Source organism: Actinoallomurus oryzae (genome assembly GCF_039541955.1).
Taxonomy (GTDB): Bacteria; Actinomycetota; Actinomycetes; order Streptosporangiales; family Streptosporangiaceae; genus Actinoallomurus; species Actinoallomurus oryzae.
In genome coordinates this window covers 46,750-65,363 of sequence record NZ_BAABHF010000048.1, presented here as the reverse complement: position 1 = coordinate 65,363, position 18,614 = coordinate 46,750, and the positions used below count along the sequence as shown (strand labels likewise).

Annotated in this window: 20 protein-coding genes and 2 tRNA genes; 15 read left to right on the top strand and 7 right to left on the bottom strand. The window is 68.2% G+C overall.

What is annotated here, in order from left to right; genetic code table 11:
* The first annotated feature begins 164 nt into the window (after positions 1 to 164).
* The 6 genes from recF (at position 165) to ABEA10_RS39695 (ending at position 7,964) form a co-directional block, all read left to right on the top strand.
* Entirely contained in the window at positions 165 to 1,286 is a 1,122-nt protein-coding gene (gene recF / locus ABEA10_RS39720) for a DNA replication/repair protein RecF (protein ID WP_329248801.1), read from the top strand.
* Between the two features lie 19 nt (positions 1,287 to 1,305).
* Complete coding sequence (locus ABEA10_RS39715; protein WP_345473021.1) at positions 1,306 to 1,800, top strand: DciA family protein; 495 nt, start codon at positions 1,306 to 1,308, stop codon at positions 1,798 to 1,800.
* A gap of 339 nt (positions 1,801 to 2,139) precedes the next feature.
* Positions 2,140 to 4,080, top strand: coding sequence for a DNA topoisomerase (ATP-hydrolyzing) subunit B (gyrB, locus tag ABEA10_RS39710; RefSeq protein ID WP_345473019.1), 1,941 nt, complete (start codon positions 2,140 to 2,142; stop codon positions 4,078 to 4,080).
* A 54-nt stretch (positions 4,081 to 4,134) separates the two neighbouring features.
* The gene (gene gyrA / locus ABEA10_RS39705; protein ID WP_345473018.1) at positions 4,135 to 6,651 is read left to right on the top strand and encodes a DNA gyrase subunit A; all 2,517 of its coding nucleotides are present in this window, start codon (positions 4,135 to 4,137) and stop codon (positions 6,649 to 6,651) included.
* Between the two features lie 49 nt (positions 6,652 to 6,700).
* Positions 6,701 to 7,780, top strand: a complete 1,080-nt coding sequence (locus tag ABEA10_RS39700) for a DUF3566 domain-containing protein (protein ID WP_345473017.1) — start codon at positions 6,701 to 6,703, stop codon at positions 7,778 to 7,780.
* A 110-nt stretch (positions 7,781 to 7,890) separates the two neighbouring features.
* A tRNA-Ile gene (locus ABEA10_RS39695) sits at positions 7,891 to 7,964 on the top strand.
* Between the two features lie 583 nt (positions 7,965 to 8,547).
* Here ABEA10_RS39695 and ABEA10_RS39690 read toward each other — a convergent pair.
* The 3 genes from ABEA10_RS39690 to ABEA10_RS39680 all read right to left on the bottom strand — a co-directional run bounded on the left by ABEA10_RS39690 (position 8,548) and on the right by ABEA10_RS39680 (position 10,379).
* A complete protein-coding gene (locus ABEA10_RS39690) occupies positions 8,548 to 9,048 on the bottom strand; it encodes a hypothetical protein (RefSeq protein WP_345473016.1) in 501 nt (166 codons plus the stop codon).
* A gap of 70 nt (positions 9,049 to 9,118) precedes the next feature.
* Entirely contained in the window at positions 9,119 to 9,535 is a 417-nt protein-coding gene (locus tag ABEA10_RS39685) for a hypothetical protein (RefSeq protein ID WP_345473014.1), read from the bottom strand.
* A 325-nt stretch (positions 9,536 to 9,860) separates the two neighbouring features.
* Complete coding sequence (locus ABEA10_RS39680; protein WP_345473012.1) at positions 9,861 to 10,379, bottom strand: cation efflux transmembrane domain-containing protein; 519 nt, start codon at positions 10,377 to 10,379, stop codon at positions 9,861 to 9,863.
* 217 nt (positions 10,380 to 10,596) lie between these two features.
* On the opposite strand from ABEA10_RS39680, the gene ABEA10_RS39675 reads away from it, so the two are divergent.
* From ABEA10_RS39675 to ABEA10_RS39665, 3 genes are all read left to right on the top strand, one after another.
* Positions 10,597 to 10,968 carry a CPCC family cysteine-rich protein gene (locus ABEA10_RS39675; RefSeq protein ID WP_345473009.1) on the top strand — a complete coding sequence of 124 codons (372 nt, stop codon included), beginning with the start codon at positions 10,597 to 10,599 and terminating at the stop codon, positions 10,966 to 10,968.
* A gap of 321 nt (positions 10,969 to 11,289) precedes the next feature.
* Positions 11,290 to 11,754, top strand: coding sequence for a GNAT family N-acetyltransferase (locus ABEA10_RS39670; protein WP_345473007.1), 465 nt, complete (start codon positions 11,290 to 11,292; stop codon positions 11,752 to 11,754).
* 355 nt (positions 11,755 to 12,109) lie between these two features.
* On the top strand, positions 12,110 to 12,505 hold the full coding sequence (locus ABEA10_RS39665) for a hypothetical protein (RefSeq protein WP_345473005.1): 396 nt from the start codon (positions 12,110 to 12,112) through the stop codon (positions 12,503 to 12,505).
* A 148-nt stretch (positions 12,506 to 12,653) separates the two neighbouring features.
* Here ABEA10_RS39665 and ABEA10_RS39660 read toward each other — a convergent pair whose 3' ends face one another.
* The 3 genes from ABEA10_RS39660 to ABEA10_RS39650 form a co-directional block, all read right to left on the bottom strand.
* Positions 12,654 to 12,827 (bottom strand): hydrophobic protein, encoded by a 174-nt coding sequence (locus ABEA10_RS39660; protein ID WP_285577350.1) that lies wholly within the window; start codon positions 12,825 to 12,827, stop codon positions 12,654 to 12,656.
* A gap of 94 nt (positions 12,828 to 12,921) precedes the next feature.
* On the bottom strand, positions 12,922 to 13,332 hold the full coding sequence (locus ABEA10_RS39655; protein WP_345473003.1) for a RidA family protein: 411 nt from the start codon (positions 13,330 to 13,332) through the stop codon (positions 12,922 to 12,924).
* A 58-nt stretch (positions 13,333 to 13,390) separates the two neighbouring features.
* The gene (locus ABEA10_RS39650; RefSeq protein ID WP_345473001.1) at positions 13,391 to 13,915 is read right to left on the bottom strand and encodes an XdhC family protein; all 525 of its coding nucleotides are present in this window, start codon (positions 13,913 to 13,915) and stop codon (positions 13,391 to 13,393) included.
* Positions 13,916 to 14,211: 296 nt separating this feature from the next.
* Here ABEA10_RS39650 and ABEA10_RS39645 point away from each other — a divergent pair, with 296 nt between their 5' ends.
* Both ABEA10_RS39645 and ABEA10_RS39640 read left to right on the top strand, forming a co-directional pair.
* Positions 14,212 to 14,331, top strand: coding sequence for a DLW-39 family protein (locus tag ABEA10_RS39645; protein ID WP_285577356.1), 120 nt, complete (start codon positions 14,212 to 14,214; stop codon positions 14,329 to 14,331).
* 40 nt (positions 14,332 to 14,371) lie between these two features.
* Entirely contained in the window at positions 14,372 to 15,085 is a 714-nt protein-coding gene (locus tag ABEA10_RS39640) for an HAD family hydrolase (RefSeq protein WP_345472996.1), read from the top strand.
* A gap of 568 nt (positions 15,086 to 15,653) precedes the next feature.
* On the opposite strand, the gene ABEA10_RS39635 is transcribed toward ABEA10_RS39640, so the two are convergent.
* The gene (locus ABEA10_RS39635) at positions 15,654 to 15,893 is read right to left on the bottom strand and encodes a helix-turn-helix transcriptional regulator (protein WP_329248848.1); all 240 of its coding nucleotides are present in this window, start codon (positions 15,891 to 15,893) and stop codon (positions 15,654 to 15,656) included.
* A gap of 133 nt (positions 15,894 to 16,026) precedes the next feature.
* On the opposite strand from ABEA10_RS39635, the gene ABEA10_RS39630 reads away from it, so the two are divergent.
* From ABEA10_RS39630 to ABEA10_RS39615, 4 genes are all read left to right on the top strand, one after another.
* On the top strand, positions 16,027 to 16,479 hold the full coding sequence (locus ABEA10_RS39630) for a helix-turn-helix transcriptional regulator (RefSeq protein ID WP_329248850.1): 453 nt from the start codon (positions 16,027 to 16,029) through the stop codon (positions 16,477 to 16,479).
* Positions 16,480 to 16,651: 172 nt separating this feature from the next.
* Positions 16,652 to 16,727: transfer RNA gene (locus tag ABEA10_RS39625), tRNA-Ala, on the top strand.
* A gap of 567 nt (positions 16,728 to 17,294) precedes the next feature.
* Positions 17,295 to 17,573, top strand: coding sequence for a hypothetical protein (locus ABEA10_RS39620; protein WP_345472991.1), 279 nt, complete (start codon positions 17,295 to 17,297; stop codon positions 17,571 to 17,573).
* Positions 17,574 to 17,817: 244 nt separating this feature from the next.
* Positions 17,818 to 18,498 carry an MmyB family transcriptional regulator gene (locus tag ABEA10_RS39615; RefSeq protein WP_345472989.1) on the top strand — a complete coding sequence of 227 codons (681 nt, stop codon included), beginning with the start codon at positions 17,818 to 17,820 and terminating at the stop codon, positions 18,496 to 18,498.
* The last annotated feature ends 116 nt before the right edge of the window (positions 18,499 to 18,614 follow it).

Below are 18,614 nucleotides of genomic sequence, written 5' to 3'. Positions count from 1 at the left end.
TCCACAGCCGGCGACCGCCCGTGCTCGGTGGCCTTCGGCCGCCTCAGGGGACGATCCCCCGGAACCGCGCAGCGTCGTTTCCACAGACCGGCCCGGGTTGTGCACAGCCTGGGGACAACGCGTCGGTGCGGCGAGCGCGCCGCACAGGCCCTACTCTCGTCTGGGTGTACGTCGCCCACCTGACGCTGCGGGACTTCCGGTCCTATGAGTCCGCCGAGATCGCCCTGGATCCGGGGATCAGCGCGTTCATCGGGCCGAACGGCCACGGCAAGACCAACCTCGTCGAGGCCGTCGGCTATGTCGCGCTGCACGGCAGCCACCGGGTTTCCACAGACGCTCCCCTGGTCCGGCAGGGCGCGCCGCGGGCGATCGTACGGGCCGGGGTGGTCCGCGACGAGCGCCGCGCGCTGATCGAGCTGGAGATCAATCCCGGTCGCGCGAACCGCGCCCGCCTGAACCGTTCGCCGGTGCAGCGGCCCCGCGAGGTGCTGGGGATGCTGCGGACCGTGCTGTTCGCCCCCGAGGATCTCGTGCTGGTCAAGGGCGACCCCGGCGACCGGCGGCGCTTCATGGACGAGCTGCTGACCGTACGCGCGCCCCGGTTCGCGGGCGTGCGCTCCGACTACGACCGCGTCCTCAAGCAGCGCAACGCCCTGTTGAAATCGGCCGCCCAGCACCGGCGGGCGCCCGGCCCGGAGGTCATCAGCACGCTGGACGTGTGGGACACGCATCTGGCGCGTACGGGCGCGGAGCTGCTCGGCGCGCGGCTGGACCTGGTCGCCGCGCTGCGCCCGCTGGTGGCCAAGGCGTACGCCGCGCTGGCGCCGGGCGGCGCCGCGGACCTGGAATACCGCTCCTCGGCCGGCGCGGAGTTGTCCACAGACCGTGCCGAGCTGGGGGAAAAGCTGCTGGCCGCGATGGCCGAGGCGCGGCGGGGCGAGCTGGAGCGCGGCGTGAGCCTCGTCGGCCCGCACCGCGACGAGCTCCTGCTGAAGCTGGGCGACCTGCCGGCCCGGGGATACGCGAGCCACGGTGAGTCCTGGTCGTTCGCGCTGGCGCTGCGGCTGGCCGCGTTCGAGCTGCTCCGCGCGGACGGCGACGACCCGGTGCTGATCCTCGACGACGTGTTCGCCGAGCTGGACACCGGGCGCCGTGAGCGCCTGGCGGAGCTGGTCGCGCCCGCCGAGCAGGTATTGATCACCGCGGCCGTGCCCGCCGACGTGCCCGAGAGGCTGACCGGCGCGGCCTATGACGTCGCCGAGGGGGAGGTCACCCGTGTCCGATGAGCCTCGCGATCCACAGCCTGTGGAAAACTCGGGTGAGGAGAAGTCCGGCATCGAGCTCGCCCGTGAGGCCCTGGCCCAGGCCAAGGCGGACGCCCGCGAGCGCGGGGCACTGCCGGGCCAGACGCGCAAGAAGCGGCGCCGGCCGGTGCGCGAGTCCGGCCGCGGCGGCGACCCCACGGCGTTCGGGCCCGCGATCCGCGAGCTCCTGGCCGCTCGCGGCTGGCAGGAGCGCGCGGCCGTCGGCGGCGTCTTCGGCCGCTGGCCGCAGATCGTCGGTCCCGAACTGGCCGAACACACCAGACCCGAGACGTTCGAGGACGGCGTCCTGGTGATCGCCGCCGACTCGGCCAACTGGGCCACCCAGGTACGCCTGCTCGCGGCCAACCTCGTCAAGCGCCTCAATGAGGACCTCGGCCACGGCACCGTGCAGCGGGTCAAGGTCGTCGGTCCCTCGGGCGGGCAGCACGGCGGAGGGCGACTGCGCGTGACCGGCGGGCGCCGGCCGCGCTCCTGACACGGGGCCGCGCGGGAGCCTCGGCGCGCCGCTTCCTGACGAGTTGTCCACAGCTTGTGCGTAGCACTTGACAGCGGCGCGGAAGCAAGAAGCTCGACACGATTTCGCCGTCCGTACGCCTCGTGACCCCCCGGACCCAATAGGGGGATCCCCAAGGGGTCGGTTTCAGGGCTCACACGGGCTTACAACGCGCTTCATGGCCCAGGAACGGGGCTGGTCTGGGTAGAATAGGAGCGGATACAGGACACGATCGCCGTTGCGGGCCGCCCGTGGATCGGGCGCCCCGCTTGTTGTACGGGGAGCTGCGCGGCGAGTGTCCTCCGGCAGGAGGATCTCCACTTGGCGTACGACGCTAGCTCGATCACTGTCCTTGAAGGCCTGGAGGCGGTCCGTAAGCGCCCCGGGATGTACATCGGTTCCACCGGCGAACGTGGTCTGCACCACCTCGTCTACGAGATCGTGGACAACGCGGTCGACGAGGCCCTCGCCGGATACGCCGACACGATCACGGTGACGTTGCTCGCCGACGGTGGTGTCCGCGTGACCGACAACGGCCGCGGCATCCCCGTGGGCGAGCATCCCGTCGAGAAGCGCCCCGCGATCGAAGTCGTCCTCACGACCCTGCACGCCGGCGGTAAGTTCGACAGCAAGTCCTACGCCGTCTCCGGCGGCCTGCACGGCGTCGGCTCGGCGGTCGTCAACGCGCTGTCGACCCGGCTGGAGGCCGAGGTCCGTTGCGACGGCCACGTGTGGCGGCAGGCCTACACCTGGAGGGGCGCCGAGGGCCCGCTGGTCAAGGGCGAGGCGACCGAGGACACCGGCACCGTCATCAGCTTCTGGCCCGACGGAGCGATCTTCGAGACGCTCGAATGGAACTTCGAGACCCTCAGCCGGCGCATGCAGGAGTACGCCTTCCTCAACCGCGGGCTGTCGATCACGCTGACCGACGAGCGGCCCGAGCACATCAACGGCGAGCCCAAGACCGTCACGTATCACTACGAAGGCGGCATTGAGGACTTCGTTCGCTACCTCAACGCCAAGAAGGAAGTCGTCCACCAGTCGGTGATCGCGTTCAGCGACGAGGTCGACGGCATGTCGGTCGAGGTCGCCATGCAGTGGAGCGGGTCCTACTCCGAGTCCGTCCACACCTTCGCCAACACGATCAACACGGCGGAGGGCGGCACCCACGAGGAGGGCTTCCGCGCCGCGCTGACGACCGTCGTCAACAAGTACGCGCGCGAGCAGAAGCTCCTGCGCGAGGGCAAGGACGACAACCTCGCCGGTGAGGACGTACGCGAGGGTCTGACCGCGATCATCTCGATCAAGCTGGCCGACCCGCAGTTCGAGGGCCAGACCAAGACCAAGCTCGGCAACACCGAGGCCAAGTCGTTCGTCCAGCGCGCGATGTACGAGAACCTGCGCGGCTGGCTCGACGCCAACCCCGGCGAGGCCAAAGAGGTCATCAACAAGGCCACGCAGGCGGCACGCGCGCGCATCGCCGCCCGGCAGGCCCGCGACCTGACCCGCCGCAAGAGCCTGCTGGAGTCGACCTCGCTGCCCGGCAAGCTGTCGGACTGCCAGTCGACCGACCCGGGCAAGTGCGAGATCTACGTCGTGGAGGGCGACTCGGCCGGCGGCTCGGCCAAGGGTGGCCGCAACCCGCAGTACCAGGCGATCCTCCCGATCCGCGGCAAGATCCTCAACGTGGAGAAGGCCCGCATCGACCGGGTCCTGAAGAACAACGAGGTCCAGGCGATGATCACCGCCCTGGGCACCGGCATCCACGATGAGTTCGACATCGAGAAGCTGCGGTACCACAAGATCATCCTGATGGCCGACGCCGACGTCGACGGCCAGCACATCCGCACGCTGCTGCTGACCCTGCTGTTCCGCTTCATGAAGCCCCTGGTCGAGGCCGGCCACGTCTACCTCGCCCAGCCCCCGCTCTACAAGATCAAGTGGGACGCCCGCGGTCAGGACTCCGACTACGCCTACTCCGACCGCGAGCGCGACGCGATCATCGAGCAGGGCATCGCGGCGGGCAAACGCGACCCGCGCCCCCGCGACGGCGTGCAGCGGTTCAAGGGCCTCGGCGAGATGAACGCCACGGAGCTGTGGGACACCACCATGGACCCGGAGAACCGCATCCTGCTGCAGGTCACCCTCGACGACGCCGCCCAGGCCGACGAGCTGTTCACCGTGCTCATGGGTGAAGACGTCGAGGCCCGGCGCTCGTTCATCCAGCGCAACGCCAAGGACGTGCGCTTCCTCGACATCTGACGGCGGCGCGGGCCTGCCCGCGCCCCGTACACCACAAGCTGGAAGAGGTCTTTCGTGACGGACGTTACGCTGCCGCCCGACGGTCCACAGGACCGCGTCGAGCCGGTCGACATCCAGGTCGAGATGCAGCGCAGCTACCTCGACTACGCGATGTCGGTCATCGTGTCCCGCGCGCTGCCCGAGGTCCGCGACGGCCTCAAGCCGGTGCACCGCCGCGTGCTGTACGCCATGTACGACGGCGGATACCGCCCCGACCGCGGCTACTTCAAGTGCGCCCGCGTCGTCGGCGACGTCATGGGCAACTACCACCCGCACGGCGACAGCGCGATCTACGACGCGCTCGTGCGGCTGGCCCAGCCCTGGGCGCTGCGCTACCCACTGGTCGACGGCAACGGCAACTTCGGCTCGCCGGGCAACGACCCGGCCGCCGCCATGCGGTATACCGAGTGCCGCATGGCGCCGCTGGCCATGGAGATGCTGCGCGACATCGAGAAGGAGACCGTCGACTTCGCGCCGAACTACGACGGTCGCTCACAGGAGCCCGAGGTCCTGCCGAGCCGCTTCCCGAACCTCCTGGTCAACGGTTCGGCCGGCATCGCGGTCGGCATGGCGACCAACATCCCGCCGCACAACCTGCGCGAGGTGGCCGCCGGCGTCCAGTGGTACCTGGAGAACTACGAGTCCTCCGACGATGAGCTGCTCGACGCGCTGATCGAGCGCATCAAGGGCCCCGACTTCCCCACGTACGGTCTGATCGTCGGCCGCCGGGGCATCGAGGACGCCTACCGTACGGGCCGCGGCCTGATCACCATGCGGGCCGTCGTCGAGGTGGAGGAGATCCAGGGCCGTACCTGCCTGGTCGTCAGCGAGCTGCCCTACCAGGTCAACCCCGACAACCTCGCACTGAAGATCGCCGAGCAGGTCAAGGAAGGCAAGATCACCGGCGTCGCCGACGTCCGTGACGAGACCTCCGGCCGTACGGGCCAGCGCCTGGTGATCGTGCTCAAGCGCGACGCGGTCGCCAAGGTGGTCCTCAACAACCTCTACAAGCACACGCAGCTCCAGGAGACCTTCGGCGCGAACATGCTCGCGCTGGTCGACGGCGTGCCGCGCACGCTGCGCCTCGACCAGTTCGTCCGCTACTGGGTCGCCCACCAGATCGACGTCATCGTCCGGCGCACCCGGTTCCTGCTGCGCAAGGCCGAAGAGCGCGCCCACATCCTGCGCGGTCTGCTCAAGGCTCTCGACCGCATCGACGAGGTCATCGCGCTGATCCGCCGGTCGCCGTCGGCGGCCGAGGCCCAGACCGGCCTGATGCAGCTCCTGGAGATCGACGAGATCCAGGCGCAGGCCATCCTCGACATGCAGCTCCGCAAGCTGGCCGCCCTGGAGCGTCAGCAGATCACCGATGAGTACGACAAGCTCATGGCGGAGATCGCGGACTACAACGACATCCTGGCCTCGCCGGAGCGGCAGCGCGCGATCGTCGGCGAGGAGCTCGGCGCGATCGTGGACAAGTTCGGCGACGACCGCCGTACGCAGATCATCCCCTTCGACGGCGACGTGTCCATGGAGGACCTGATCGCCGAAGAGGACATCGTCGTCACGATCACCCGCGGTGGTTACGCCAAGCGCACCAAGACCGACCTGTACCGGGAGCAGAAGCGCGGCGGCAAGGGCGTACGCGGAGCGCAGCTCAAGCAGGACGACATCGTCGACCACTTCTTCGTCACGACGACGCATCACTGGATCCTGTTCTTCACCAACAAGGGCCGCGTCTACCGGGCGAAGGCCTACGAACTGCCCGAGGGCGGCCGCGACGGACGCGGCCAGCACGTCGCGAACCTCCTGGCGTTCCAGCCGGACGAGCAGATCGCCGAGGTCATGGACCTGCGTGACTACGACGTCGCGCCGTACCTCGTCCTGGGCACCAAGCAGGGCCGGGTCAAGAAGACCTCGCTGTCGGCGTACGACTCGCCGCGCTCGGCCGGCCTGATCGCGATCAACCTCGAAGAAGGCGACGAGGTGATCGCCGCCCGCCTGGTCTCCCCCGAGGACGACCTGCTCATGGTCAGCAGCGGCGCCCAGGCCATCCGCTTCCCCGCCCGCGACGACGTGTTGCGGCCCATGGGCCGCGCGACCGCGGGCGTGATCGGCATGCGTTTCGACGACGGTCAGGAAGTTCTCGACATGCATGTCGTCCGCGAGGGCGAGGATGTGCTGGTCGCGACGGAGGGTGGCTATGCCAAGCGCACTCCGGCGGACCAGTACCCCCTCCATGGTCGTGGGGGTAAGGGCGTTCTGACCGCTAAGATCGTGGAGACCCGCGGCCGGTTGGTGGGCGCTCTCATGGTCAGGCCTGACGATGAGGTCTACGCCATCACCGCGAGCGGCGGCGTAATCCGTACGCGAGCCTCCGGTGTGAAACAGTCTGGACGCTCGACCATGGGGGTACGTCTAATGAACCTCGCCGATGGTGACAGCGTCGTAGCCATCGCGAGGAACGTAGAGTCCATCGAGGACGCGGACGCAGAGCCGGACACAGGGTCCGGGGAAGGGAGCGACGCGTGATCAACCTGGTCGTAAACCAGGCGATGCGTCGCCTTCCCGGGGAGGTCATATGACGGCCAACGCCGGCAAGGGCGCAGACGGCAAGCCCGGACAGCGCTCGACCGGGTCGGACGCCAAGAGCGGCCGGACGCGCAAGAAAACGAGCGCGGCCAAGCCGCCGAGCGACGAGGTGACCGTTCGGACGGACGCCAAGGACGACACCAACGGCTCCGCGTCGGACGAGGCGGAGAAGACGGTCATCGACAAGGCGAAGAAGAAGAGTAACGAGGACACCGTACGCGACGTCCCTCCGGCCGACTCGGAGCCGGACAACGACGCGACGGTGGTGGACGCCCTTCCGTCGTTGTCCTCGTCTTCGTCCTCCTCTGAGGACGCGAGCAACCGTACGGCGACGTTCGGCCTGCCGAAGGACGCCGACTCGGACCGGTCGAAAAAGGATGGCTCGGGCGCGAGCAAGCGGGCGATCGAGCCGGCGAGCCGGGACGACGCCGCGAAGAAGCCACAGGAAAGTGGGGAGTCCTTGCCGACTTCGGGTAGGGGCGCGGGCATGGGATCTTCGACGTCCGGTTACGGCGGCGGCACGGGGGCCGGCACGCCGTCGTACGCGCCGAGCGGCTCTCTGTCGGCCGCGGCCATGCCGGGCGGCGGCCCGGGCGACGGCTCCGGCCCGCCGGCGATCGAGGCTCCCTCCTCACGGGCCGCGAAGCTGACCGGCGCGCTGCGCAAGGCGGACAAGCCCGGCCGCAAGGCGCCGCGGAAGGCACACCTCCAGGTGGCCCGGTTCGAGCCGTGGTCGGTGATGAAGTTCAGCTTCATCATGTCGCTGGTGTGCTTCCTGGTGCTGTTCGTCGCCGTCGCGGTGCTGTACGTGATCCTGTCGTGGCTGGGCGTCTTCGACGCGCTGTCCAACACGATCCGCGACCTGACCTCCAACGACCAAGGCAAGAGCGGCGGCCTCAACCCGGCGAGCTGGTTCTCGGCGGCGCGCATCCTCGGCTACACCGCCCTGATCGGCACGCTGAACGTCCTCCTCATCACGGCCCTGGCCACGGTGTGGTCGGTGATCTACAACATGGCCGCCGATCTGGTCGGCGGTGTCGAGGTCACCCTGAAGGAGGCCGACCAGTAACCGCGACTGCCCACCACCGGGAGGACCAAACGATTACCGGTTTGGGGCGCCGATCGGGTACTGTTTCTCGACGTCGCCTCCTGGTCTTTCCGACTCGGGAGCAGCTGCACGGGCCTATAGCTCAGTCGGTTAGAGCGCATCCCTGATAAGGATGAGGCCGGTGGTTCAAGTCCACCTAGGCCCACCCAGGTCAAAGCCCCCATCGGGTATCCGATGGGGGCTTTTGACAGCAACGGCTAGCTCTCGGAGTCTCCGAGCAGCTCTCCCGCCACCTTCCCGAGTCCCTCGCGGCGACTGGCGCGGGCGCCGGTCCCTTCGGTCGCGCCGGTCGGCCGGCCCGGTGGCCTCAGTGGCCCTTGGAGGAAGCAACTCCTGTGTGACCTCAGGTACGGCAACCGGCACTGTGGTCGCCGTGAGTACTCGGTGCGGCCAGCCCATCACGACGGCGGTCAGCGCATGGCTTTCAAGTCGCTGCTCGACCGCGCTGTTAATGATCCGATACGGCGCACGCATGCTCGCCGTAGGCCGCCAGGAAGCCGCAGAGCCGCTCCGAGACAGAAAGATCACCAAGGACACGCACCAGCTCCGGACCGTTCTCGCGGGACCGTCGCAGGACCGCCGGCCAACTCCACCTCGTTCGCCGATGGATCGCCTACGGCGATTGGCAGGCCGCCCCGCTCACCGCGTTACTCGGGGATGGCCCCAGCCCGCATACGGCGCGAGCGTGGTCAGCGGTTGGTACGGGCGGTGCTGTGGCGTAGGCCCGCCTAGATCTCCCCGGCTCGATCCACCGCCCTACCGTCCGACTCACCCGGCCACGAGTGCCAGGTGAACGAGTCTCGCCAACCTGGCAACCGGTACAGCCACTTCGTGAACGTCTGGAATACCAGCCCAAGGCTTCGGCTAGAAGTCTGAAAGTGAGTATCGGCGGCACCCTCCCGGTACTCCAGCCGATACGTGCCATTATCTTCGAGGTAGGCCTGCATGTAGTGCTCGTCGTTTTCGACATCAAGTCGCTCCACGATGACGAACCGATTGGCGTAGGTCAGGCCGCTCAGCAGCGTACGGATATCCTCCGAGGTCGGCCCTTCTATCGCCTCACCGCGTTCATTCGATGCACGTGCTCGCGATTTCACGAGGACGAAGGTAACAACTGTCGGCCTCAACGCGTGTGACAGCAACGGCGGCAGCGACACCGGCATACGACGCCGGATGATCACGGCCATGGGTTCCCGGCCGGTCACCAACCTTGGGTCCGGTTTGCCCATGGCTACTTTGGTCGGGCTCGTTCGTGTAGATCTCCAGCGTCACCGCGATGTAACTGCAGGCGCTGCGCGCTCATCTAATGCCGCTGTCGAAGCCCACCGTTACCGACGTGTAGGCATGTGCGCGAACCCTCACCGGAATCGCGGACTGCCTCAGGTACGGCAAGGGCGGATGCCAAGGGCTATGAAGCACATGAAGCGTGTACTGACCGGGCGCAAGCCGCACCCGGAAGCGCCCGTCGGCGCCGGTATGTACGACCGCCGCAACGCCAGGCCAGCCGCGACGGGTCATGACCGCTGAGATCGCGATGTGGCCAGGAGGACAGACCTCACCCACACGTCCGACCGGACAGGCCGGAGTCGGGCCGATAGTGGCTTCTCCCATGACCCCACTGTCCTCAGAAGCCAGATACAGCCAGGTCGGTTCGCCGGCGCCGATGACCAGCAGTCCCAACAGCACGCCTGACGCGATCTTCAGGGCTTTGTGCATCCCGGTTCGACGGAAGCGACCGACGTTCGGTTCCGTCCACAGCAGCAGTTCGCTGAGTCACTGGGAACGGCCCAAGCGCCTCCGGCGGGGGCCTCAGGCTCGAGGATGGGTCCAGACCGCAGGCGCCGCAAGGGCGGTCACTGGTTGAGGTGGAAGCGGGGGCATCCCCTCTGCCTCCGTCCCAGGCCGAGCCCAGCAGACCAGGCCCTACGGGGTGAGATGAAGGCAGAGGGATGACCCGCAGGCGGTGGTGAGGCGTGGGCAGACCTCGCCTCCTCGGCCGACCACAGTGCGTGATGAGACCGGCTTAGACGGGGAGCGCTCCTCACTCCTTGGCGAAGAAGATCTCTCGTGCTTCGCGCACGGCGTAGAACACGAGAACGTATCCGGCGAGCGGGTCAGACCACCACCAGCCAAGTCCGGCGTTGAGGACTAGGCCGACAAGGACCGCAGCCGCAAGGACGCCATCGATCAAGGTGACGCGGCCCTCAGTGCGAAGCACCGGGTTGTCCAGTGCGGCTCCGATGCGGGTTTTCCCAGCGGCGAGGGCGAACATCACCACCGCAGTGATGGCAGTCCAGGCGATCCCTGGCAGTGAGTGATGAGGGTGGTAGCCAGTTACCAGCACCCAGGAGGATTGGATGAGCAGGTAGACCGCCAGCGCGGCGAATGCGCCGCCGATCAAGTGCAGCGCCCGCCGCCGGCGGGTCTCACCGGTGCCAGACAGCTCCCAGACCACGACGACCGATGCGCCGATCTCGATGAGGGAGTCCAGCCCGAACCCAGCGAGTGCGACCGATCGGGCCGACCATGCCGCAACCGCAAGCACGACGATGCCGATCACATTCCAGCACAGCGTGGCGTACTCCAGGGCGAAGCCACGGCGAATCAATGCGCGCGAACCGAGTCATTCAGAGCGGTCACGAACGGATTCTCTCAGGGGCGGTTCCTGTCAAGGAGCGGCTGACGGATCTCGGTGAAGCCTTGATGACCATGGAAGGATCGAACTGATGTGGAAGCCGGGTCGGGCGTGCGCGGTGCGCAGCATGGACAATGCGGCCATGGCGAAGCAGTCCGACCCGCCCGGTCCCGAAGAACTTGAACGGCGAATCCGCTGGTTCGAGCAGTACACGGACACGGTGAGCAACAACAGCGTGCATCGGCCGCCCAGAGATCAGCCCTATTCCTGTCCATGCTGCGGATACCTCACGCTAGGCGAGCGGGGCGCCTACGAGATCTGCGAGGTGCGTTTCTGGGAAGACGACGGTCAGGACGACCACGACGCTGACGCCGTTCGCGGTGGGCCCAACGGGAACCTGAGCCTCGCCCAGGCGCGTCGGAACTTCGCCGCATTCGGAGCCAACCGCGAACGCGACCTCCCCCACGTACGCGAGCCCTATCCGGATGAGCACCCGGACAACGGGAAATCCTGAGCGCGGAATTCGCGGAACCGCACCCAGCCTCGGGTCCAGAAAAGCGCTCCCGGCCGCAGGTCAGGGCCTCATCCTCCTGACTTGCGCTACCGCCCTCCGGAGCCAGGCGCGTTGACGGCAACGGTGACGGCAACTCCAACGCTGTTGACCAGGTCGTTGGTCGGCTGTCGGTGGGGCAATTGGCGGGTCGCGTCGGAGTGCGAGCTGACACGGTTCGGTAATACAAGCGTGCTGGGCTGCTGCCTGTGCGGGAGCGGACGGAAGGCGTGCTGGCTATAGCAGCCGCCTGTCCCGGCCGCGACAAGGTGCGATGCTGCTCGCGTGATCGTCAGGCCTGCCCTTGAGCAGGACGCGCCGGGATTCGTTGAGCTGGCGGCACAGGTCGAGCACTGGTTCGGCCCCATGGTCAACGAGCCGGGATTCCGCGCCGCCGTCCACAGGCACATTCGCCGGGCCACGGCCCTGGTCGCGGTGTCCTCCACCCGGGCGGATCTCCTGGGCGGGCTGCTCATGGGTGCCAAGCCTCCGACCCACCACGTGCACTGGCTTGTCGTCTCCGAACACGCACGCGGGCAGGGCGTCGGCCGTGCTCTGATGGCGGACGCGCTCCGCCGGTTCGTCCACAGCCCCGCCACGGTCGAAGTCGTGACCTTCGGTCCCGACCATCCCGGGGCAGTCGCCAGCGGTGCCCGTGCCTTCTACGAACGACTCGGATTCACTCCTGCGGAGCCTGCGGACCCGGGCCCTGAGGGCGGCTCCCGACAGGTCTACCGCAGAGCCGTCTGATGCGGCTTCCGGGCAGACTTATCCACACGTTCGGCCGGACAGGGCGGACCGGCAAGTGGCCTGCCGCACGCGAGGTTCCATGCGACACCGAGCACGCCGCGATCGTGGATACTGCCGCCATGCGGCGGAGCCTCGGCGCTCGGGCGGAGTGTCGTCACTGCCCGCCTTGGGCCGAGGCGGGCGTCGCGTACGGCGTTCAGGTCGGCCAGGTGCATGTCTCGCGTAGATGTGGCCCTCCCGGCGCCGGGAGTTGTCCACAGGCTGTGGATATCGCTGGCCGTACGTCCGGGCTCCACGTCGGGGCGTGGTGAACTTGGGAAGCGGTCGGGGCGTCTCCATCGATATGTATTCGCTCGTGGTGCGGTGGCCGAGCGTGGTGTCGGTCGTGGCGTGGGCGGCGATGCTCGCCGTGGCGCTGGTCTTCGTCGGGGCGCGAGGGAACGCGGGGACGCACGCGTGGATGACCGCGCTCGTCTTCGTCCTGGTGCTCTGTGGCGCCGCGGCGGCCTGGTACCTGGCCTACCGGGCGCTACCGGGCGGCAGGCCCCCTGAGCGCGTCGTACGGCTCCTCTACGGCGCCGTCCTGGCCGCGTTCCTCCTCTCGGGTCTCCTGGTCATGTCCGGGGCTGCCCTGTTCGCCCTGTGGCTCGCGTACGCGGTGAGTGTCGCTCAGGTCGGCTGGTACACGGGGCATCTGCGGGGCGAGCGCGCGGGCGATGATTTCCGCGGAAATTCCGAAGCGATAGATTGATGTGACCTTCGAGGCGGTCCCCGTATCCAATGCGACAGGCGGGAATTTAAGACCGGGCGATATCGCATTTACCTTTGGAAAACGGGCGAACGCGCCGCCATCGCTTGGACAGCGGCGGCGACGCGTTCTCGTGTTGATTTCGCCGGCGCTACCAGCGGTACCAGCGGCTGCGCGGTCCGCCGGCCGTACCCGGTCCGCGGAAGACGAAGCCGAGCAGCCAGAGCACCAGGACGGCGAGGGCGATCCACCACAGGACGTGTACCGCGAAACCCACGCCGCCGAGGATGAGGGCGAGCAGGAGAACCGCAATAACGATACCCATTTGACGTCTCCCTTCCGCACTAATTCATCCCCGCAGGTAGAGAAACAAACCCATGCGTGGTCGAAGGGGGTGATCGTTCCCGCTCGCCGGTTGATTACCGTACGGCCGAATTAGGGCGTAGGGCCACCGCCTCGAGTTCGACGAGTTGGTCGGTGTATCCGAGGACGGCCACACCCAGCAGAGTGCTGGGCACGTCGTGCTCGCCGAACGCCGTACGGATCTCCTCCCAGGCGGCGACGAGGTCCGTACGGCGCGCCGACGCCACGTACACGGTCGTCTTGAGCACATCCCCCAGGCCCGCGCCCGCGGCGGCCAGAGCGGCCCTGAGGTTGGCGACGCACGCACGCGCCTGAGCCCGTACGTCGCCGGGGCCGATCGTCGCCCCACTCTCGTCCAACGGGCATGCGCCCGCGGTGAAGATCAACGCGCCCGGCGGGGCGACGGTGGCATAGGCGTACTCGACTCCGCCGTAGAGATCGGCGGTACGGATGAGTTGGACGGCCATGGCCACAGCGTACGGGCGGCGTTCACGGCCGCGCCGGGGCGCCGAGCGGAGACGGCGGTCAGAACTCGAAGCCGCCGGAGCGTCCGTTGCGGTCCGCGATCAGGCCGGCGAGCGTCGCGAGGGCGATCTCCGGAGGCGTACGCGAGCCGATGTTCAGGCCCACCGGCCGGTGCACGCGGGCGATCTCCTCCTTGGGCACGCCGAGATCGGTGAGCGCCTGGACGTGCGGGCCGGGATGGCGGGGGTTGCCCATGATGCCGATCCAGCGGACCGGGTGGGCGAGCAGGTCGCGGAGCACGGGGCCGAGCTCCGGGCGGTGGTGGTCGGTGACGACGACGTCGGTGGTGCCGTCGAGACCGTCCGGCGGCGCGGTGACGACGCGGACGTCCCGTGCCGCACCCGCCGCGCGGTCCGCGGCGGGCTCCAGGAGGACGCCGCGGTATCCCAGGTCGGCGCCGTACCGCAGGAGGAACTCGGCGACCGGAGAGGCGAACACGGCGACGAGCGTACGGTCAGCGGTCTCGAACGGTGCCTCGCCATGGGCGACCGCGCACGATGGGTCATGTTCGTGGATCTGGGCCATGCCGCCAGTGTTTCATCGCCTGGGTATGGCGGAGCAGTTGTCCACAGGCCTGTGGACAACCGTGTGGGGAGGCACGGGACGCCCGGCGCGACCGTGGCCAGGCGGCCGAGAGTTATCCACAGGTGTGGACGAGCGAGTGCTCGTGCCGCCCCTGCCTCTGCGACTCATGTGCCGCCCTACGTTGGACAACGCCGACAATCTCATGATCGATAGCGTGCGGGGGGAAGCCGCCCGGCACACGTGAACGGTTGCTAGGCTGCGAGACGCACTGTCAGTCAGTTTGAAGGGGTCCCACCGTGAAGAAACTCATCGTTCTCGCGCTGGTCGCCCTCGGTGGTTTCGCGGTTTGGCGCCGGCTGCAGCAGGACCGGGCCGAGCTCGACCTGTGGACCGAGGCGACGTCGGCGGACAACTGAGACACGACTTTGATACCGGCGGGGAGCATGGAGGGCGTGCGTGGACCACGGAGCACGGATCACGCTCGCCTGCCTTGACCTCGCCGGTACGAGTGTGGCGGACGGCGGCGTGGTCGAAAAGGCCTTCGCCGAGGCGCTGGCCACACAGGGAGTCGTCCCCGGCACCGGGGCGTACACCGGATCGATGACCCGCGTGCGTGAGGCACGTGGGCAGTCGAAGCTTGCCGTTTTCCGGCAGATCTTCTCCGACGAAGATCGCGCCCGGGCGGCCAACCACGCGTTCGAGCATGCGTACGACTCGGTCATCGACCGCATCGGCCTCGCGCCGATCCCCGGTGCCGAGGCGGCCATGGACAAACTCGCCGACGCCGGCGTCCGCGTCTGCCTGATGACCGGCTTCGGCCGCTCCACGCTGGGCCGCGTCATCGACACTCTCGGCTGGTGGAAGCGCGCCGACCTGCTGATCTGCCCGGACGACGCCGGCGGCCGCGGCCGCCCGTACCCGGACATGATCCTCACTGCGGCGCTCCGCCTCCAGGTCGAGGACGTCCGTCACATCGCGGTCTGCGGCGACACGGCGAACGACATCCTGAGCGGCCACCGCGCCGGCGCGTCGATCGTCGCCGGCGTCCTCACCGGCGCCCACGACCGCACCCGCCTCGACCAGGCGGGCGCCACTCATGTCCTGGAGAGCGTCACCGACCTCCCGGACGTCATCTTCCGTACGACCGCCGCGATCCCGGCGCCGAGGTAGCCCAGGGCAACGGCGTCCCAAGACTTTCGGCCTGCCGACCGGCGGTTTCCCCGGATTGCACTGGTCACGTCTCGGGCATGCCGAGTTTTCGCTACGGTCGTGCAGCAGCACCTCCCATCCTCCGGCCGGTTCGGCACCGGCCGACCGGAAAGGATGGCCGGCCGGCCGATCCCGCGCGGGATCGGACGTCCACTCCCGCCGTATCGCGGGTCGCCTGTGATGGGAGGCTGCGATGGCCGGTAAACACCGGCGCGCAAAGCCGTACGACTGGTGGCTTTTCTTCCAGCTGACACGACTGCTGGTGGAGTCCCTGATCACGTTGTACGGCCAGGGTCCTGGCCCCCGCTCCTGACGGAACGCGGACCAGGACACCGAGAACGGCCCTCGCGTCATGCCTGGCAGCCCGGCGCGGGGGCCTTTTCGTACGGTCGAGCCGTACGAATGCGACGTTCCAGTCAATTCCGGGTTCGTCGAATCAACGTGAGCCCACGGTACCGTGCGCGCTCCGTGGGCACCACGAAAGCGGAGGATGAGGCCCGGGGGCAGGTACGCGGCTCCGTCGCGGGCCTCAGGTCGACCTGGCTTCGCCTTTGGGAACCTCCCTCAGGCCGTCGGTGATGTCTTCGATCTCGCAGCCGAGCACCCGCGCGGCGGCGCGGATGAACTTCGGACCGCCGTTCGCCTTGCCGACTTCGATCAGGTGAACGCTGTTCATCGCGTAGCCCACCTGCTGGGCGAATTCGGTGAGCGTGAGCGCCTTCCGCTCGCGCAACTCCCGAATCTTCGCGCCGTCCGTCTTCAGAGGCATGAGGGGAAGCGTAGCAGGACTTCTAGAGATTCTAGAGAGATAAGCGAGGAAGTGGAACGGTCGGCGGGCTTTTTTAGAAGATTTCTAGAGAGTTGCTAGACTCTAGTAGGTTCGTAAGAGACGATGTGCAGCGATGAGCGACGACGCCACTTCCCCGGCAGTCGTAGGGCGCCAACTAGCCCGACGCCGTGAGGATCTCGACTACACCCAGGACGACCTGGCCAACCGCATCGGCGTGAGCGGTCGCACCGTCAGCGCGATCGAACGCGGTGTGAACTCCATCCAGCGCAAGAACCGACCGGCCTGGGAGACGGCCCTCGGCCTCGCGTCCGGAACGATCAACCGCGCGTACCGAGACGGCACGCCCATCGAGGTTCGTGAGCGACCGGCCACGGAACCCCGAACCGCTGCTCCCCACGATGACGTGGTGGCCACCTTGCTGGCCCGAGTGGCGCGCTTGGAGACCGCGGTGGACGTGGAGCGGCGCGCCCGGGAGGAGCTGGAGCGGAGGATGATCGATCTCGGTATCATCCCGGCCGCCGCGGCTGAGGAACGGGAGAACGAGCAGCTCCCACGCACCACCTGATCGAAGACAATGCCGCGCCGGGCACGCGGCAGCCATGAGGCGTCGCCATCGGGCGCGGACACCTCGCCGGGGCCTCCGGGAGGTCGTCGTCGCCCCGACCGCCCGGTACCGCCATACTGACGGGGTCGGCACGGCACACCGAGTTCCCGGTAGGCTGTAGGACGTTTCGCGAGGGGCCTTAGCTCAGTTGGCAGAGCGCCTGCTTTGCAAGCAGGAAGTCAGGGGTTCAAATCCCCTAGGCTCCACCAGCCAAAACGCCCCCGTCCCGATCATGGACGGGGGCGTTCGTGCAATTAACGTGCAAGGCGGCGGCGCTCCGCGCCGTCGCAGGCCGCGGAGGCGAAGCCGTCCTCTACGCCTACGGCCCTCACGCAGGCGACCTCTTCACAGCAATGGAACCCGCCCTCCGAGACTCCACCATCAGGCCGGCCTACGCGATCGTCCGCTACGGCACGCCACCGACCCCCACAGCCGCGAAGACCTCATCCACCTCTAGACAAAACGCCCCCGGCGGGGGCCTCAGGCCCCGGGATGGGCGCCGCCAGTCGGGTTGAGCTGGATGGGTGGTTGAGGTGGAAGCGTTTTGCGCCGTTAGGGCGCCGGAAATTGGGCGGCGAGTCTGGCTGGTTCCTCCGGCTCATGCAGCCGTTAGGGTGACACTGTGGCGAGCGAGCTGCCGATGCCCATACGTGCCTGTTGGCTTTCGTGGATAGCGGTGAAGACGTCGGACCAGGCTGGTGTTGTCGCGCAGACCAGGCTTGCCAGCGCGCGAGAGGTCTCCTGGGCGGACGGACGGCGAGGCGTGGCTGGTCGCTGTGGACGGCAGGATCGTCAGGCGATGGATTGGCGAATACCCGGAGCTGGCGTTGGGCGAGCCGTTCGGCGTCGAACGCCGTTTGCTGGATGCCTACGGCATCACTGGCAAGCCCGAAGACCTGGCGCCTGAGGACGACAAGCTCGGTGAGTGGACCGCCGGATGGGGCGACTGCTACGCCACCACCATCGCGGCGGAGTTCAGCCTCGATCCGACAGAGATCAGTCAGGACACCAACGTCTCTGGCGCCATGCTCGTAGCCAACACGCCGTCCTTCTAGCCACTGGACTCGCATATGGGCTTCACGTGTGGCCGGCCAGGGGTGACGGCGAAGCGCCGGGCCATTAGCGGGCCATTAGCCATGGTGAACAGGATCGGTTGCCCCCATCGGCCGCGGCGCTGCCGGTCGGCCGGGGACGCCGGGCGGTCGGGCTGCGCCGGGAGGAGCTCGCCGAGTTGGCCGGTGTGTCGGTCGACTACGTCGTCTTCTGGAGCAGGGACGGGCCACGACGCCCTCGGCACAGGTGGTCGCGTCCCTCGCACGCGCCCTGCAGCTGACCGACACCGAACGGGATCATCTCTACCGGCTGGCGCATCTCGTACCGCCGGCGGACGGTGCGATCTCCGACCACATCCCACCTGGCGTGCACCGCGTGCTCACCCGGCTCGGGGACGCCGCGGTCGCGGTGTTCGCGGCGGACTGGCAGCTGATCTGGTGGAACCGCGGCTGGGCCGCGCTGCTGGGCGATCCGTCGTCGACTCCGCCGCGCCTGCGCAATTTCGCCCGTGGCAGGTTCCCGGTGGACGGGAGTTCCGCTCGCCTCGCACAGTGGCCGGTGACCGAACAGGACAGGGAGACCACCGACGTCGCCGTCGTGTCCGACCTGCGCCGCGCCACGGGCCGGTTCCCCCAAGACGCTCGCCTGGCAGAGCTGATCCGCGACCTGTGTACGGGCAACCAGCGGTTCGCCGAACTATGGGCGCTCGGTACGGTGGCCGCTCATCGTGAGGACCACAAGACGATCGAGCATCCCTCGGTGGGACCGGTCACGGTGGACTGCGGTGTGCTGACCGACGGCGACTCCGAGCGCAAGATCGTGATCATGACGGCCGCGCCCGGTAGCGCGGATGAGGACAAGCTCCGGCTCGCCGCGGTCGCCGGTCCGCCGGTCCCCCATGCACAGCGCGTGCATACGGACCGGTGAGATCACGTGGGGCGTTCGGCGGCGCACGGGCAAGAGCCGTCGAGGTGCTTGTAGTCGTAGTAGCGGGGATGTCCGCAGTAGCACACGCTCGTCCCCATGCTTCCGGGGTCAGAGGA

Excerpts from the sequence above, each read along its gene's own strand:
- ABEA10_RS39700 (WP_345473017.1), top strand. The coding sequence starts at position 6,701 with ATGACGGCCAACGCCGGCAAGGGCGCAGACGGCAAGCCCGGACAGCGC.
- ABEA10_RS39690 (WP_345473016.1), bottom strand. The coding sequence starts at position 9,048 with ATGGGCAAACCGGACCCAAGGTTGGTGACCGGCCGGGAACCCATGGCC.
- ABEA10_RS39685 (WP_345473014.1), bottom strand. The coding sequence starts at position 9,535 with ATGCACAAAGCCCTGAAGATCGCGTCAGGCGTGCTGTTGGGACTGCTG.
- ABEA10_RS39675 (WP_345473009.1), top strand. The coding sequence starts at position 10,597 with ATGGCGAAGCAGTCCGACCCGCCCGGTCCCGAAGAACTTGAACGGCGA.
- ABEA10_RS39660 (WP_285577350.1), bottom strand. The coding sequence starts at position 12,827 with ATGGGTATCGTTATTGCGGTTCTCCTGCTCGCCCTCATCCTCGGCGGC.
- ABEA10_RS39655 (WP_345473003.1), bottom strand. The coding sequence starts at position 13,332 with ATGGCCGTCCAACTCATCCGTACCGCCGATCTCTACGGCGGAGTCGAG.
- ABEA10_RS39650 (WP_345473001.1), bottom strand. The coding sequence starts at position 13,915 with ATGGCCCAGATCCACGAACATGACCCATCGTGCGCGGTCGCCCATGGC.
- ABEA10_RS39635 (WP_329248848.1), bottom strand. The coding sequence starts at position 15,893 with ATGCCTCTGAAGACGGACGGCGCGAAGATTCGGGAGTTGCGCGAGCGG.
- ABEA10_RS39630 (WP_329248850.1), top strand. The coding sequence starts at position 16,027 with ATGAGCGACGACGCCACTTCCCCGGCAGTCGTAGGGCGCCAACTAGCC.